Source organism: Novosphingobium sp. SG720, assembly GCF_012275365.1.
GTDB lineage: Bacteria > Pseudomonadota > Alphaproteobacteria > Sphingomonadales > Sphingomonadaceae > Novosphingobium > Novosphingobium rhizosphaerae.
On sequence record NZ_JAAZQN010000005.1, the window covers coordinates 147,239 to 163,230 of the forward strand.

At 66.4% G+C, this 15,992-nt stretch carries 12 protein-coding genes; 6 read left to right on the forward strand and 6 right to left on the reverse strand.

Annotated features, from left to right (window positions below; all coding sequences use genetic code 11):
* Nucleotides 1-141 precede the first annotated feature (141 nt).
* The 6 genes from FHW94_RS17510 to FHW94_RS17535 are packed head-to-tail and all read left to right on the forward strand — an operon-like array spanning nucleotide 142 to nucleotide 7,564.
* A complete protein-coding gene (locus FHW94_RS17510; protein ID WP_168557115.1) occupies nucleotides 142-816 on the forward strand; it encodes a GntR family transcriptional regulator in 675 nt (224 codons plus the stop codon).
* Nucleotides 816-1,730: a hydroxymethylglutaryl-CoA lyase gene (locus FHW94_RS17515; RefSeq protein WP_168557116.1), complete on the forward strand. Its 915-nt coding sequence runs from the start codon at nucleotides 816-818 to the stop codon at nucleotides 1,728-1,730. The genes FHW94_RS17510 and FHW94_RS17515 overlap by 1 nt, the downstream gene beginning before the upstream one ends.
* A 53-nt stretch (nucleotides 1,731-1,783) precedes the next feature.
* Entirely contained in the window at nucleotides 1,784-3,832 is a 2,049-nt protein-coding gene (locus FHW94_RS17520) for a hydantoinase/oxoprolinase family protein (protein WP_168557117.1), read from the forward strand.
* A gap of 15 nt (nucleotides 3,833-3,847) precedes the next feature.
* Complete coding sequence (locus FHW94_RS17525) at nucleotides 3,848-5,737, forward strand: hydantoinase B/oxoprolinase family protein (RefSeq protein ID WP_168557118.1); 1,890 nt, start codon at nucleotides 3,848-3,850, stop codon at nucleotides 5,735-5,737.
* Between the two features lie 2 nt (nucleotides 5,738-5,739).
* A complete protein-coding gene (locus FHW94_RS17530; protein ID WP_168557119.1) occupies nucleotides 5,740-6,927 on the forward strand; it encodes a CoA transferase in 1,188 nt (395 codons plus the stop codon).
* Nucleotide 6,928: 1 nt separating this feature from the next.
* The gene (locus FHW94_RS17535; RefSeq protein WP_168557120.1) at nucleotides 6,929-7,564 is read left to right on the forward strand and encodes an N-carbamoylsarcosine amidohydrolase; all 636 of its coding nucleotides are present in this window, start codon (nucleotides 6,929-6,931) and stop codon (nucleotides 7,562-7,564) included.
* Between the two features lie 4 nt (nucleotides 7,565-7,568).
* On the opposite strand, the gene FHW94_RS17540 is transcribed toward FHW94_RS17535, so the two are convergent.
* The 6 genes from FHW94_RS17540 to FHW94_RS17565 form a co-directional block, all read right to left on the reverse strand.
* The gene (locus tag FHW94_RS17540; protein ID WP_168557121.1) at nucleotides 7,569-8,489 is read right to left on the reverse strand and encodes a YncE family protein; all 921 of its coding nucleotides are present in this window, start codon (nucleotides 8,487-8,489) and stop codon (nucleotides 7,569-7,571) included.
* 162 nt (nucleotides 8,490-8,651) lie between these two features.
* Nucleotides 8,652-10,424 carry an allophanate hydrolase gene (gene atzF, locus FHW94_RS17545; RefSeq protein ID WP_168557122.1) on the reverse strand — a complete coding sequence of 591 codons (1,773 nt, stop codon included), beginning with the start codon at nucleotides 10,422-10,424 and terminating at the stop codon, nucleotides 8,652-8,654.
* Nucleotides 10,421-14,017, reverse strand: coding sequence for an urea carboxylase (gene uca, locus FHW94_RS17550; protein WP_168557123.1), 3,597 nt, complete (start codon nucleotides 14,015-14,017; stop codon nucleotides 10,421-10,423). The genes atzF and uca overlap by 4 nt, the downstream gene beginning before the upstream one ends.
* Entirely contained in the window at nucleotides 14,014-14,652 is a 639-nt protein-coding gene (locus tag FHW94_RS17555) for an urea amidolyase associated protein UAAP2 (RefSeq protein WP_168557124.1), read from the reverse strand. Before FHW94_RS17555 ends, uca begins: the two co-directional genes overlap by 4 nt.
* A 17-nt stretch (nucleotides 14,653-14,669) precedes the next feature.
* Entirely contained in the window at nucleotides 14,670-15,509 is an 840-nt protein-coding gene (locus FHW94_RS17560) for an urea amidolyase associated protein UAAP1 (RefSeq protein WP_210425734.1), read from the reverse strand.
* Nucleotides 15,506-15,985 carry a CopG family ribbon-helix-helix protein gene (locus tag FHW94_RS17565; RefSeq protein WP_168557125.1) on the reverse strand — a complete coding sequence of 160 codons (480 nt, stop codon included), beginning with the start codon at nucleotides 15,983-15,985 and terminating at the stop codon, nucleotides 15,506-15,508. Before FHW94_RS17565 ends, FHW94_RS17560 begins: the two co-directional genes overlap by 4 nt.
* Nucleotides 15,986-15,992 lie beyond the last annotated feature (7 nt).

The following is a 15,992-nucleotide window of genomic DNA, read 5'->3' on the forward strand; positions in this document are numbered from 1 at the left end:
ATCCATCGCGGTGCCGATGTCACCCGCCGGTCTTTTTCGTGCCCCCATGGCTGACGCGGCTTGATGGAAACAAAGAGTATTGTATACAAATACCGCAGGTCAAGATATAAACCGCCCAGACCAGGGGATTTGGAGAAAGCTGTGTCCCGCGCTTCCGACCGTGCCTATGAGGCCATCCGCAGCATGATCCTGTCGGGCGAATTGCCCGCCGGCGCGCAGCTTGCGGAAGAAGCCCTGGCCGAGCGCTGCGGCGTTTCGCGCACCCCGGTTCGCGAGGCGCTGCGACGGCTGGAATCCGACCTTCTGGTGACGCGGACCGACACCCAGCGCAGCTTTGTGGCCGACTGGTCGATCGACGATGTGGCAGACGCGTTCGAACTGCGCGCCCTGTTGGAAGGCAAGGCGGCACGGCGGGCGGCCGAACGCATGACGGACGCGGCGCTTGCGCGGATTCGCGATGCGAATCACCGCTTGGGCGATGCTATTCGCCGGCCGGTGCCCGATGTTGCGGTGTTTCTCGACGCGAATCGGGATTTCCACGCAGCAATTCTGGACGTGGCCGGATCGCGCCGTCTGGCAGCGCTGCTTGCCACGCTGATCGAGCAGCCGGTGGTGTGGCGCACGGCGCATCATTATGGCCGCGAGGCGCTCAATCGATCCTATGGCGAGCACGAGGAATTGATCGCCGCCTTTGCCCGGCGCGATGGCCCCTGGGCGGAAGCGATCATGACCGGGCACATCCTGCGCGCCTATCACGCCTATGCCGATGCGCATCGCGGGCTGGCGGAACGGGACCAGCGAGAGGCTGCCGAGTAATGTATACAGAATCTGTCGAGATGGTCGAAGTCTCCCCGCGCGACGGGCTGCAGAACGAAAAGACCCTGATTTCCACCACCGACAAGATCGCGCTGGTGGAGCGGGCGATTGCGGCGGGCGCGCGGCGGATCGAAGTGACGAGCTTCGTCAATCCCAAGGCCGTGCCGCAGATGGCCGATGCCGAGGCGGTCTGCGCCGGCCTGCCGTGGCGCAACGATGTAACCTATATCGGCCTGGTGATGAATGCGCGTGGCGCGGCGCGGGCGATCGATACGGGGCGGATCGACCAGCTTGGCGCGGTTGCGGTGGCGACGGACACTTTTGCCAGGGCCAACCAGGGCCAGACCAGCGACGGCTCGGTGGCCGCCGCGCAGGAAATCATCGCCATGGCGCGCCAGGCGGGCAAGACCGGGCAGGTGACCATTGCCGCCGCGTTCGGCTGCCCGTTCGAAGGTGAAGTGGCCGAAGACCGCGTTGTGGCCATGGCGCTCGCACTGGCAGAAGCAGACCCGGTGGAAATCGGCCTGGCTGACACGATCGGCGTGGGCAATCCCGCGCATGTCATCTCTTTGGTGGGCAAGATCCGCGCCGCCGTGCCGCGCATTCCCGTGCGGGTGCATTTCCACAACACGCGCGGCACCGGCCTGGCCAATGTCTGGGCCGCGATCGGCGCGGGGGCCGTCAGCGTGGACGCGGCCATCGGCGGGCTGGGCGGCTGCCCGTTTGCGCCGGGCGCGGCGGGCAACGTTTCGACCGAAGACGTGGCCTATATGCTGGAGCGCGCGCGGATCGGCACCGGGCTGAACCTGCCCGCGCTGGTGGCGGCCAACCACTGGCTGGGCAGCGTGATGGACCGCACTTTGCCCGGCATGGTGGCCAAGGCGCCACCGTTCCCCAAGCCAGCGCAGGCTTGAACATACCTTAGCATCGGCACGCACAAACGCTTTCTTGAAGGGATTGTTGGACGATGGGTTATCGGCTTGGCGTGGATGTCGGCGGCACGTTTACCGACCTTCTGCTGTTCGACACGCACAGCGGCGCGTTCTGGCGGCACAAGACGCCATCGACGCCGCACGACAGTTCCGAAGGCATCTTGAATGGCGTGACCGCGATCTGCGCCAAGGCGGGCATTGCCGCGGGCGCAATCGACTATTTCCTGCATGGCACCACCGTCGCCACCAATGCCGTTCTGGAAGGCAAGGGCGCGCGCGTGGGCCTGGTGACGACCGAAGGCTATCGCGACATCATGCAGATCGCGCGCAGCTATGTGCCCGGGGGCCTGGCCGGCTGGATCATCTGGCCCAAGCCGCAGCCGCTGGCCGCGCTGGAAGACACCGTGACGGTAAAAGGCCGCATGGACGCGCAAGGGCAGGAAGTGCGCCCGCTCGATGAAGCGGATGTGCGTGCGCAACTGGCCAAGCTGAAGGCGCAGGGCGTGGAAGCGGTGACGGTCAGCCTGATCAACGCCTATGCCAATGGCACGCACGAGGCGCGGATCGGGCAGATCGCGGCCGACGTGTTGCCCGGCCTGCCGATTTCGCTGAGCCACGAAGTGCTGCCGGAAATGCAGGAATACGAACGCACGCTGACGACGGTGGCCAATGCCAGCGTGCGCCCGGTGGTGGGCAAGTATGTTTCCAACTTGCGCAACCGCCTGGCCGCCGAGGGGATGACCGGCAAGCTCTCGCTGCTGCGGTCCGACGGCGGGCTGATGAGCGCGCAGAAGGCCGAGGAGCACCCGGTCAGCATCCTGATGTCCGGCCCGGCGGGCGGGGTGACGGGGGCGATCTGGGTGGGCCGCAATGCCGGCATCCGCAATATCCTGACGCTTGACGTGGGCGGCACCAGCACCGACGTGGCGCTGATCGAAAATCTTGAGCCGCGCCGCCAGCGCACCACCGAAGTGGGCCATCTTTCGGTGCGCGCCTCCGCGCTCGATGTGAAGACGGTGGGCGCCGGCGGCGGCTCCATCGCGTATGTTCCCGCGCTGACCAGAGCCCTTCGGGTCGGGCCGCAGAGCGCAGGAGCGGTGCCGGGGCCGGTCGCCTATGGCAAAGGCGGCACGGCCCCCACCGTAACCGATGCCAACGTGGTGCTGGGCTATCTGCCCGAAAACCTGCTGGGTGGCACGTTCCAGCTGGACCGGGAAGGCGCCAAGGCAGCGGTGCAGACCATTGCCGATGCGCTGGGCATTGGCCTGATGGAAGCCGCGCGCGGGATCATCGACATCGTCAACGAGAACATGTTCGGCGCGCTGCGGATGATTTCGGTGCAGCAGGGCTATGACCCACGCGATTTTGCGCTGATGGGCTTTGGCGGGGCAGGGCCGCTGCACGTCAATGCCGTGGCGCGGCTGATGGGCAGCTGGCCGGCGGTTTCTCCGGTCAGCCCCGGCGTGCTCTGCGCGCTGGGCGATGCCACCACGCGCATGCGCACCGAAACCGCGCGTTCGTGGTCGCGCCTGGCGCGCGATACGGCGGCGCATGACCTGGTGGCCGTGCTGGACGAAATGGCGGCGCACGTGCGGGCCGAACTGCTGGCCGATGGCGTGCCCGAAAGCGAGATTGCCACGAGTTTCGAAGTCGACGTGCGCTATGCCGGGCAGGCCTTCGAAGTGCCGCTGTCGATCACCGCGCAGATCCTGGCCGAGGATGGCATTGCCGGGGTGCTCGCCCGCTTCGACGAAGAGCACAAGCGGCTGTTCACGTTCAACATGGATACCCCGCACGAGATCGTGAACTTGCGCGCGGTGGCGCTGGGCCGCGCGCTCGATCTGCCCGCCGCCGAACTGGAGCAGGGCAACGGCGATCCATCGGCGGCCAAAGTGCGCGACCATGTGCTGTGGATGGACGGGGCCGAACACGCCGCCGTCATCTATGACCGTGCGCGGTTGAAGGCGGGGGACGTGATCCCCGGGCCGGCCATCGTCTGCGAAATGGATTCGACCACGCTGATCGAGACCGGGTGCGTGGGCACGGTCGACAAGGTCGGCAACATCCTGATCAACCTGGCCTGACGAAAGGGAAAAGCGATGCCTGCAACAATCGTTCAGACCAACCCGACGCCCTTTGCCAAAGTGGCGATCGACCCCGTCACGCTCGACATCATCGAGAACGCACTGCGCAACGCGCGCGTGGAAATGGATGCCACGCTGGTGCGCACTGCCATGTCGCCCGGCATTCGCGAACAGGGCGATGCCTTTCCCCTGATTGCCGACCATACCGGCAAGATGATCGTGGGCCAGTTCGGCAGCTTCATCGGCGGCTTCCTGGCCAATTACGAAGGCACGCTGGAAGACGGCGACATGATCTTCCTGTCCGATCCATATTCGGTGGATGGCGCGATCAGCCATTCCAACGATTGGCTGGTGTTGTTGCCGGTGTTCAAGGACGGGCGGCTGATCGCCTATACCTCGATGTTCGGGCACCAGAGCGATATCGGCGGCAAAGTCGTCGGCTCGATGCCGATCAACGCGCGCTCGATCTATGAGGAAGGCGTGCGCATTCCGCCGGTAAAGATCTGGAAGAAAGGCGAATACAACGCCGATCTGATGAAGCTGGTGATGCACCAGACGCGCAAGCCCGATTGGTGCGCGGCCGATCTCAATGCGCTGATTGCCTCGTGCCGCGTGGCCGCGCGCCGCGTGGTCGAGATGGCCGAGCGGTTTGGCGACGATGTCTATGTCTCGGCCACGCAGGAATTGCTGGCGCGCAACCATCGCGCGATGAAGACCCTGCTGGCCCAGGCGGTGAGCGAGGAACCGGTCAGCTTCGAAGACTATATCTGCGACGATGGCATGGGCTTTGGCCCCTATCGCATCAAGTGCACGATGTGGCGCGAGGGCGACAAGGTCGTGCTCGATTTCGATGGCACCGATCCGCAGAGCGTGGCCTCGATCAATTTCTATCTCAACGAGAACATGTTCAAGATGTTCTTCGGCATCTACATGATCATGGTCTTCGATCCGCAGATCCTGTTCAACGACGGATTCTATGACCTGATCGACGTGCGCATTCCCGAAGGCAGCCTGCTCAAGCCCCGCTTTCCCGCCGCGCTTTCGGGCCGCACCCATGCGCTGGGCCGCATTTTCGACATTCTGGGCGGGCTGCTGGGGCAAAAGACGCCGCAGTTCCTCAATGCCGCCGGTTTTTCGTCCAGCCCGCACTTGTTCTATTCGGGCAACGATACGCGGCCCGGCCAGGGCAATGCCTGGTTCCAGCTGTTCCAGATCGGCTTTGGCGGCATTCCCGGCCGCCCGCTGGGCGATGGGCCGGATGGCCATTCGCTGTGGCCGGGGTTCACCAACGTGCCCAACGAGTTCCTGGAACGCTATTTCCCGATGATCATCGAACGCTATTCGACCGAGCCGGATTCGGGCGGGGCGGGGCTGCATCGCGGCGGCAACGGCATCCACATGACCTATCGCTTTCTCAGCGCCGGGACGATTGCCATCCACGACGACCGCTGGTTCGTGCCGCCCTGGGGCGTCAACGGCGGCGATCCGGGCAAGCGTGCGCGCAAGATCCTGGAAAAGGCCGACGGCACCATGGTGATCGTAGGCAACAAGGTGGAAGACGTGGCGGTGGCGGAAGGCGACCAGTTGCACTTCATCACCTGGGGTGGCGGCGGCTGGGGCGATCCGCTGGACCGCGATCCCGCGCTGGTGGGCAAGGAAATCGTGCAGGGGCTGGTCACGCCCAAGGGCGCACGCGCCTATGGCGTGGTGGCCGATGATGGGGGCGTGGTGAACGAAGCCGCCACGGCTGCCCTGCGCGCGCAGATGCGCGAGGGCCGGGGCGGAGACCTGCCGGTGTTCAACACCGGGCCGGGGCTTGATGCCCTGCGCGCGGCCTGCCAGGCGGAAACCGGGCTGCCGGCGCCGATCCAGCCGGTGTGGCCGCATGCAGAGGCGGCGGAGTGATCATGAACAACGGTGCATTGCAGGACATTCGCGTGGTGGAACTGGGCCAGCTGCTGGCTGGCCCGTTCTGCGGACAATTGCTGGGCGACATGGGCGCCGACGTCATCAAGGTGGAGCCGCCGGTAACGGGCGACCCGATGCGCGAATGGGGCCAGGGCAGCGAAAAGGTGCAGTGGGAAGTGATCGCGCGCAACAAGCGCTCGGTCAGCGCCAACTTGCGCGTGCCCGAAGGCCAGGCGCTGGTGAAGCGGCTGATCGCCCATGCCGACGTGGTGATCGAGAATTTCAAGCCGGGCACGCTGGAAAAGTGGGGCATGGGGCCCGATGTGCTCTTGGCCGAATTCCCCCACCTGATCATCGCGCGCATGTCTGGCTATGGCCAGACCGGCCCCTATTCCGACCGCGCCGGGTTTGGCGGGATCGGCGAGGCGATGGGCGGCTGGCGCTATATCGTGGGCGAACCCGATCGTCCGCCCAGCCGCATGGGCGTTTCCATCGGAGACACGCTGACTGCCACTTATGGCTGCATGGGCGTACTGGCCGCGCTGCATGTGAAGGACAGGACCGGGCAAGGCCAGGTGATCGACACCGCGCTCTATGAAAGCGTGCTGCAGGTGATGGAAGGCCTGGTGCCGGAATATGATCGCATGGGCCTGATCCGCGAGCGGTCCGGCTCGATCCTCAAGGGCATTGCCCCGTCCAACGTCTATTCCTGCAAGGACGGGGAATTCATGATCGGGGCCAACAAGGATTCGCTGTGGAAGCGGCTTGCCACGGCCATGGGGCGGCCCGAACTGGGCGACGATCCGCGCTATGCCACGCACCTGGCGCGGGGCGAGAACCAGACCGAGCTGGACAACCTGATCAACGATTGGACGCTGACGCTGACCATGGACGAAGTGGACGCGCTGATGATCGCGCATTCGATCCCCGCAGGGCGCGTCTATCGCGCGCCCGACATGTTGGACGATCCGCACTTCCAGGCGCGCGAAGCGATCATCGAAGTCGAGACCGAACGCTTCGGCCCGCTCAAGATGCAGTCCACGTTCCCCAAGTTTTCCGCCACGCCCGGCGGGGTGCGACGGCCCGCGCCGGTGCAGGTGGGGCAGCACAACGCCGAAATCTATGGGCAACTGCTGGGCCTGGACGATGCGGCGCTGGCCGATATGGCCGCGCGCGGGGTGATTTGACGTGGCGAAGGACGAAGCCGACCTGGCCGACAACTATGCCGGCGCCTTCGATGGGCGGTTGCCGTTCGGCACGCGCCCCGCGCTCTTGCTGATCGACCTGGTGGAAGCCTATTTCCAGCCCACCTCGCCGCTCTATGCCGGGATCGAGGCTGCGCTCGACAGTGCGGTGCGGATGACGGCGGCGGCGCGCGCGGCTGGGCTGCCGGTGATTTTCACCAACGTGGAATACCAGCCCGGTGGCGCCGATGGCGGCGTGTTCTACCGCAAGGTTCCCGCGCTCAAGGTGTTCGAGAAGGGCTCGCCGCTTGGCGCTTTTCCTCCCGCACTCGCCCCGCAGGACGGCGATGTGGTGATCACCAAGCGCTACGCCTCGGCCTTTTTCGCCACGCACCTGGCCGCCACGTTGACGGCGCTGGGCGTGGATACCGTGCTGGTCTGCGGCACCTCCACCTCAGGCTGCATACGCGCCACCGCGCTCGATGCCTGCCAGAACGGCTTCCTGCCCTTCGTGGTGGCCGATGCCTGTGGCGACCGGCACCTGGCTCCCCACGAAGCCAACCTGTTCGATCTCCAGGCCAAATATGCCGAAGTGGTGAGCGAAGCGCAGGCCCTGGCGCTGATCGCGGGCCTGCGCTGACGCTTTACTTGCCGTAAGCGGAGGGCTTTGGCCACCAAGTGAGCGTGTGGGCATCGTGGGCCGAGGTCCAGATGCCGTGCGGGGCAAAGCGCAGGCCGCCGCTGCCGGCCGGCTTGCCCACGCGCGCGTCGATCGCCATGGTCTTGGCGTCGATCACGGCAAAGACCTGGTCGTCGGTGGTGCGCAGCCAGACTTTGCCTTCGCCGGTGTCGATGTCACCCCACTTGAGGTTGTCGCCCACCTTGACGCGGCCGAGCAGGGCGCCGGTCTGCGGATCGATCCGCGCCAGGGTGCCATCGCCCTGTTCCTGCACCCACACGCTGCCTTCGCCCGCCGCGAGGAAACCCGGCGCGTTGCCCAGCGGAGTGCGCGCGGTGACGGTCATGGTTGCGGGATCGATGCGCTGCAGGCTTTGCTGCTGGGCGCTCACCACCCACACCGCGCCTTCGCCAAAGGCCATGTACCATGTGCCCGGATCAACCGCGACGGTGCCGACCACGCTGTTGGTGGCTGGGTCGATGCGAGCAACCACACCCTTGGGGTCGCTGGCGATCCACACCGAGCCGGCGCCGGCCACCACGTTGAGTTCACCTTCCTTTTGGTTGGCAATGCCGGTGGCGATAGTCGCGACTAGCTTGCCGGTCTTGGTATCGATGCGGTTGACAGTGCGATCGGCGCAGTTCGCCACCCACAACGCGCCATCGGCAATCGCCATGCCCCCGCAGGGATGCGCGAGCGGGACGCTCGCCTTCATGCCCTTGAGCGACCATTGTTCCACGCGGCCGCGATTGGTGGCCCAGACGGTGTTGCCATCCACCGCGAGGAAATCGGCAAAGCCGGGCACTTGCAGCACCACCGGCTTGGGCGCGGCGTGGGCGGTAAAGGGAGTAAGAGCGAGCAGCGTAGCGGTAAGCAAGCGTTTCATCGGCGAATACTCCCTGATGATCTCCACCTTCGTCACCCCGGGCTTGACCCGGGGTCCAGCTTCTTCTTTTCCCGCCGCCGAAAGAAAGCTGGACCCCGGATCAAGTCCGGGGTGACGGGTGGGTGGCTGGGATGACGAAGTGGCGGATGAGGCTTTTGGACTTTATGCCGTGGCCTTCTGCGCGATGAAGGCGCGCCAGCCGCCCAGCGCGGTGATGTCTTGCGCCCCGGCAATCGCGCGCGGTTCGGCGACAAAGCCCTTGACGCTGCTGCCGTCGGCCAGCGTCACCGTGCCGATGGCCAGCGGCGCGGGCACTTCCACGGTGAAGCTGCCGAATTCGGCCACGCCCAATTCATAAACTTCCACCGCGATGGCGGCGCCGTCTTCGCTGTGGATCAGCGCGGGCTTGGGCGGCACACTGTCGGCCATGGCATAGAGGCGATAGGTGGGGGCGGTGGTCGTCGCTTCCACGAACGTGGCGTTGCGGCTGGCCAGCTGCCAGTGCAGCGGCATGTCTTTCAGGTGCGCGCCGACAACGGCGAGTTTCACGGTCTGCATCTTGCCCTCCAGATCGAGCGGGGGTGGGGGTGGCAAATTGGCCACCGAGAGATAGGCATCGGCGAGGTCAAGCAGCGCGCGGTCGCTGTCGGCCGGGCCGATCAGCGTAATGCCGAAACCGGTGGCATTGGCGCGCACGCCCGCCGGCACGGCGAGCGCGGCCATGCCGAGCAGGTTGACGAAATTGGTGTAGAACCCAAGGTTGCTGTTGAGCGCGATGGGCGCGGCGGCGAGCTCCGCCACGCGATAGGCGGTGCCGGTGGTGGGGAAGGCGAGCGCGTCGATCTCGTCCCACAGCTGGTCGGCATGGCGCTTCAATTCGGCCAGGCGATAGATGCCGTTGAACAACTCCACCGCGCTCTTGTCCAAGCCCGGTTCCACCACGGCGCGCACAGTGGGATCGATCGCACCGGGGTTTTCCGCCAGCAACGTGGCCAGCGCCGCCGTGCGCTCTGCCACCCATGGCCCGCCATAGAGCAACTGCGCCGCTTCCTGCAGCGGGGCGTAGTCGATTTCCACCAGCGTGCCGATCTGGCTGAGGTGTTCCAGCGCGCGATCATAGCAATATTCGGATTCCGCGTCGCCGAACCATTGCCGCTGCTGGCGCTTGGGCACGCCGATGACCCGGCCAGCGATGGGCTTGTCGGCCAGCGACTTGGACCACGGATCGGCCGCGTCATAGCCGGCCACGACATGATCGACCAAACGCGCATCGGCCGTATCGGCCGTGAACACCGATATGCAATCGAGCGAGCGGCAGGCCGGCACCAGGCCCGAGGTGGACCAGCGGCCCTTGGTGGGTTTCATGCCCACGAGGTGGTTGAACGCGGCGGGCACGCGGCCCGATCCGGCGGTGTCGGTGCCCAGCGCAAAGGGCACGAGGCCCGCCGCCACAGCAATGGACGAGCCGGAGCTGGAGCCGCCCGAAACATAGGCGAGGTTGCTGGCATTGCGCGGAATGCCATAGGGGCTGCGCGTGCCGACCAGGCCGGTGGCGAACTGATCCAGGTTGGTCTTGCCCACGCAGATCGCGCCCGCCGCTTCCAGCCGCGCCACCACCGTGGCCGACGCCGCCGGATCGAAGGCGAAGGCCGGGCAGGCCGCCGTGGTGGCCAGGCCGGCCACGTCGATATTGTCTTTTGCGGCAAAGGGCACGCCGGCCAGTGGCAAGTGCTCGCCCGCCGCCACGCGCGCGTCCACTGCCGCAGCTTTGGCCAGCAGCGTTTCGGGCGCGGCGCGGCTGATCCAGATCTGGGGCTGGACCGCCTCATAGGCGGCAATGCGCGCCAGGGTCTGTTCCATCACCGCGTGGGCGGTGGTTTCGCCATCGTGGACTGCGGCGGCCAGGTTGCTGGCGGAGAGACGCGGCGCGCTCATGCGTGCCTCCGCAGCGCGAGCATCGGGGCGCCGGGTTGCAGGGCCTGCTTCTCCTGCATGTAGAGCGCGGCGACCACGCCGCTGCCGGGGCTTTCCACCGCGCATTCCATCTTCATCGCCTCCAGCACGGCGATGGTATCGCCGGCTTTCACTTCATCGCCTTCGGCCACCAGCAGCTTCCACACGCTGCCGCCGAACGGCGCCTCGACCAGGTCCGCGCCATCGGGCACATCGACGCTACCGGCGACCGGGGCATCGGCATCGGCCAGGTCGGTCACGCGGTCGAATTCGCCACGCCGCTGCCAGTCAGCGCGTTCTTCATCGAACGCCGCCACGCGCTGCGCTTCGAACGCGGCGATTTCGGCGGCATTGTCGGCCAGGAACTGGCGATAGTCGGCCAGGCGGAATTCCGACGGCTCGATCCGGATCGAACGGCGCCCGGTGGGGAAATCGCGGCGCCATTCCACCAGCTCTTCGGCGCTAACCGGATAGAAGCGGATCTGGTCGAAGAAGCGCAGCAGCCAGGGCTTGCCCTCGATAAAGGCGTCTGTCTGGCGGTGGGTGTTCCACACCTGGATGGTGCGACCGAACAGCTGGTAGCCGCCCGGCCCCTCCATGCCATAGATGCACATATAGGCGCCGCCGATGCCGACCACGTTGGGCGGGGTCCAGGTGCGGGCCGGATTGTACTTGGTGGTGACCAGGCGATGGCGCGGATCGACCGGGGTAGCGACCGGCGCGCCCAGGTAAACATCGCCCAGCCCCATGACGAGGTAGTTGGCCTCGAAAATCAGGTTCTCGACCGCCGCTGCATCAGCCAGGCCGTTGACGCGGCGGATGAATTCGATGTTGTCCGGGCACCACGGCGCGTCGTCGCGCACCGCGCCCATGTACTTCTGGATGGTCTCAAGCGTGGCCGGATCGCGCCAGCTCAAGGGCAAGTGCACGATGCGCGAGGGGATGGTGAAATCCTCCAAGTCGCCCAAGTGCTCTTCCGCCGCGATCAGCGCGGCGAGCATCGCCTGCTGGTTGAGCCCGAGGCCATCGAAATGGACCTGGAGCGAGCGGATGCCGGGCACCACGTCGATCACGCCGGGCAGGGCCATGCGCTCCAGTTCGGTCATCAAGGCGTGCACGCGGATGCGCAGCTCGATATCGAGCGTGATCGGCCCGTATTCGACGAGGATGTTGCGATCGCCCTGCTGGCGATAGACGGTGCGCGGGCGCGCGCCTTGCGCGGCGATTTCGGCCAGGATCGGCGAAAGCGTCTCGATTTCGCGCGCGGGGCGGGGAGCGGGCACGGTGCCGTCTTCCACCAGCGCGCGTTGCGCCGCGTCCGCCGCCTGGGCATCGGCAATGGACACCGGCACGAAGCGGAGCCGGTCGCCGGGTACGAGTTGGCCGATCTTCCAGCGGTCTGCCGCGATCACCACGAAGGGGCAGACGAACCCGCCCAGCGACGGCCCATCGGGGCCCAGGATGATCGGCATGTCGCCGGTGAAATCGACCGCACCGATGGCATAGGGGTTGTCGTGAATGTTCGACGGGTGCAGCCCGGCCTCGCCGCCATCGGCGCGGGCCCATTGCGGCTTGGGGCCGATCAGGCGCACGCCGGTGCGGTTGGAATTGTAGTGCACTTGCCAATCGGCGCCCACGACCATGGCGATATCTTCATCGGTGAAGAAATCGGGCGCGCCGTGCGGGCCATAAAGCACGCGCAGGGTCCATTCGTTGCCCATCGCGGGCAGGGCCACGGCGGGCAGCGGCGCGGCGGTATCCTGCTGGCCCAGATGAACCACATCGCCCGCCACCAGGCGCCGCGCGGCATGGCCGCCGAACTGGCCCAGCTCGAACGTGGCGCGGCTGCCCAGATAGGGCGCGATATCGAGCCCGCCGGCAATCAGCAGATAGCCGCGCATGCCGCCGCCACGCGTGCGGCCCATGGCCAGAGTCTGCCCGTCGGCAATGTCCACCGCCTCACCCAGCGGCACGGCCTGGCCATCGAGCGTGGCGCCGAAATCGGCCCCGGTCAGGCAGATGCGGGCCGGCGCGGTGAACGCCAGGGTCGGCCCGGTGTGAGTCATTTCCAGGCCCGCCATGCCTTCGGGATTGCCGAGCAGGCGGTTGCCCAGGCGGAACGACTGGTCGTCCATCGGCCCCGATGGCGGCACGCCCACGGCCCACAAGTGCTGGCGCCCCGGCCAATCCTGCACGGTGGTGGCCGTGCCGCCGCTGATCACGCGGAAACTGTCGGGCACGAATGTGATCGCGTCGAGCACGCGGGTGGATACGGCGCCCGTGACGAAGGCCTCGCTTGCCACCACGCGGCGCAGCCAGCGCAAGTTGGTCTCGATCCCGTCGACCCGTGCGCGTGCCAGCGCCTCCTGCATCGCCGCCACCGCCGCCTCGCGCGTGGGGCCATGCACGATCAGCTTGGCGAGCATGGGATCGTACCAGGCGCTCACTTCGGTGCCGGCGCTGACCCAGGTTTCGGTACGGATGTCAGCGGGAAATTCCACCGCCGTCAGCGTGCCCGAAGTGGGCCGGTAATCGAGCGCGGGATCTTCGGCATAGAGCCGCACCTGGACCGAATGGCCACTCGGCACGGTGGGCGACGTATCGAGGAACGCAAAGTCTCCCGCGCCGCCGCGCACCATCCATTCGACCAGGTCGATCCCCATGACCTCTTCGGTGACGCCGTGTTCGACCTGAAGGCGGGTGTTCATTTCCAGGAAGAAGAATTCCTGGGCATCGGCGTCATAAAGGAATTCCACCGTGCCGGCGGAGCGGTAGTGCGCCGCCTGGCCCAAGCGGATGGCCGCGTCATAAAGCGCCTCGCGCACAGATTGCGGCAGGAGCGGGGCAGGGGCTTCTTCCACCACTTTCTGGTTACGGCGTTGCAGGGAGCAGTCGCGCTCGCCCAGGGCGACGATGCGACCCTCGCCGTCGCCGAAGATCTGCACTTCGACATGGCGCGCGCGGCGCACGTAGCGTTCGAGGAACACGCCGGCATCGCCGAAATTGCTTTGCCCCAGGCGCGCCACGGTGGCAAAGCCCTCGCGCACGTCGGCCTCGCCCTCGCACACGCGCATGCCGATGCCACCGCCGCCAGCCGTGGCCTTGAGCATGATCGGATAGCCGATCGTGGCGGCCGCAGCGACTGCCTCTTCCTCGCTGGTCAAAAGGTCCGTGCCCGGCGCCAGCGGCACGCCATGGGCCTTGGCCAGGTCGCGCGCGCTGTGTTTGAGCCCGAAAGTGCGGATGTTATCGGGCGTCGGCCCGATGAACACGATCCCTTCCGCCGCGCAGGCATCGGCAAATTCGACGTTCTCCGCCAGGAAGCCATAGCCGGGATGGATCGCGCCCGCGCCGGTTGCCTTGGCCGCCGCGATGATCGCGGGGATGTTGAGATAGCTTTCGCTGGCGCGCGCCGGGCCGATGCACACCGCCTCGTCGGCCAGGGCCACGTGGGCAGAGCCTTCGTCGGCCTGGGAATAGACCGCCACCGAACGCAGGCCCATCTGGCGCAGCGTGCGGATGATGCGGGTGGCGATGGCGCCGCGGTTGGCGATGAGAACGGTATCGAACATCATGCAGCGGCCACGATCATGCGCACGGGGGTGGGATTGAACGCGTTGCAGGGATTGTTGATCTGCGGGCAATTGGACACGACCACGATCACGTCCATCTCTGCGCGCAAGTCCACCGTCAGGCCCGGCGCGGAAATGCCATCGACAATGCCCAGCGACCCATCGGCTTCCACCGGCACGTTCATGAAGAAGTTGATGTTGGAAACGATGTCGCGCTTGCCGCGCCCTTCCCAAAGGTTTGCCTCAAGGAAGTTTTCGACGCAGGCATGTTGCGACTTGGTGTGATGACCATAACGCAAGGTGTTGGATTCGCACGAACAAGCCCCGCCGATCGTGTCGTGATATTCCACCGCGCTGGCCGTGATCGTCATCATCGCGCGCCCTTCGTTGGAACGCAGCACGGTGCCGGTGCGCAGGAACAGGTTGCCTTGTGCCGCCACGGTATCCTGCGCAGAATAGCGTTCGGCATCGTCGGCCGCGCTATAGAGCAGGAAATCGACCGCCTGGTTGCCTTCCAGATCGACGATGCGCAGCGTCTGGCCCTTGGCAACATGGTAGAGCCAGGGCGCGCGGGCGGGCACGATCTCGTCGTGCACGATGGTGGCCGGCAGCCCGGCGAGATGAAGATCGCTCGACATGGGTATCCGTCCTTTGCTCAGCGGCGGAAATAGTCTTCGACATTGAGGAAGGCGCGCAGGCCTTCGGGCGTCGCATTGCGGATGGGATCGTTGCCCAGCGTCACCGGGCCGCGCCAGGCCGTGGCGCGCAGCGGGGTGACGGTATATTCGCCGCGCGGATCGAGCACGTGGGGCACGTTGGCGATCACCACGATCACGTCCATTTCCGCGCGCAGCAAGATCTCGCGCCCCGGTGCAAAGGGGCCGACCAGCGGGGTGATCGTGCCGTCTTCCTCGATCCGCGTGCCCTTGAACAGGTTGATGCACGGGTGCACGTCGCGCCGCGTCAGGCCGTGCTTGGCCGCGCCCAGAATGAAGCGGTCACGCCCGTTGGGGCAGGCGCCACTGTTGCGCCCTTCGCCATATTTGGCGGCATTGGTGGCCGCGTTGGACGTGCCGGCAAAGCAATCGTGCGTGCCCGCGCCATCTTCCACGATCGACAGCAGCACGCGGCCCATATCGGACAGCAGCAGCTTGCCCGCGCCGAGATAGGCATTCCACTGCACTTTCACCGTATCGGCCACGTTGAGCCGTTCGGTGGGCATGGTGGCGTTGAACACTTGCAGCCCGGCACAGGCATCGCCGCGCGTGTCGATCAGGCGCAGCCGCGTGCCGCGCGCCAGAACCCGCGTGGCATAGCCGCCCGCGGCAATGGTTTCTTCCCACAGCAGGTCGGCCGGGCCGACGCCCTCGGGCAGGTCATCCGCCTTGGGCGGCAGCACGGGCATGGTTTCCACCACGGTGCCGCCCATGCTGCGGGCATGATCGCGCGCGGCCAGCGGGTTGGCGAGGGGGGATGTAATGAGCGTATCGGTCATGCGGCCGCTCCATCGGATGCGTCCTTGCCGTCGTCCTGGACATAGATCGGCGGCAGCAGGGCAGTGGTGGTGACAAGTTCGAGTTGCTGGACGCCGCGCACTCGGCGTAGCGCATCGGACAGTTCCTTGAGCCGCACGGCCGGGCCCTGCACCAGCAGGACTTCCAGGCTCTGGTCGTCTTCCAGGAAGACGTGCTGGGCCGAAATCACTTCCTTAAGGTAATCGGCCTGGGTCTGCGCCAGTTGGTGGCGCACGCGGCCGCGGTCGCCGCGATAGACCAGGGTGACCGTGCCGGCCAGCATCTCGTCGGGGCGGGTCAGGGCTTCGTGCTCGGCCAGGGCATGGCGGATCAGTTCGGCAATCAGTTGCGAGCGCGAGGGCAACTGGCGTTCTTCCACCATCATGTCGAGCTTGCGGAACAAGTCTGCCGGCAAGCTCATGCTCAACCGGGCGAGCGTGGCGGTCTCGCTGCTCATGGGCGGT

Coding starts and splice junctions, on each gene's coding strand:
- FHW94_RS17515 (WP_168557116.1), top strand. CDS start 816: ATGTATACAGAATCTGTCGAGATGGTCGAAGTCTCCCCGCGCGACGGG.
- FHW94_RS17520 (WP_168557117.1), top strand. CDS start 1,784: ATGGGTTATCGGCTTGGCGTGGATGTCGGCGGCACGTTTACCGACCTT.
- FHW94_RS17525 (WP_168557118.1), top strand. CDS start 3,848: ATGCCTGCAACAATCGTTCAGACCAACCCGACGCCCTTTGCCAAAGTG.
- FHW94_RS17530 (WP_168557119.1), top strand. CDS start 5,740: ATGAACAACGGTGCATTGCAGGACATTCGCGTGGTGGAACTGGGCCAG.
- FHW94_RS17540 (WP_168557121.1), bottom strand. CDS start 8,489: ATGAAACGCTTGCTTACCGCTACGCTGCTCGCTCTTACTCCCTTTACC.
- atzF (WP_168557122.1), bottom strand. CDS start 10,424: ATGAGCGCGCCGCGTCTCTCCGCCAGCAACCTGGCCGCCGCAGTCCAC.
- uca (WP_168557123.1), bottom strand. CDS start 14,017: ATGATGTTCGATACCGTTCTCATCGCCAACCGCGGCGCCATCGCCACC.
- FHW94_RS17555 (WP_168557124.1), bottom strand. CDS start 14,652: ATGTCGAGCGATCTTCATCTCGCCGGGCTGCCGGCCACCATCGTGCAC.
- FHW94_RS17560 (WP_210425734.1), bottom strand. CDS start 15,509: ATGACCGATACGCTCATTACATCCCCCCTCGCCAACCCGCTGGCCGCG.
- FHW94_RS17565 (WP_168557125.1), bottom strand. CDS start 15,985: ATGAGCAGCGAGACCGCCACGCTCGCCCGGTTGAGCATGAGCTTGCCG.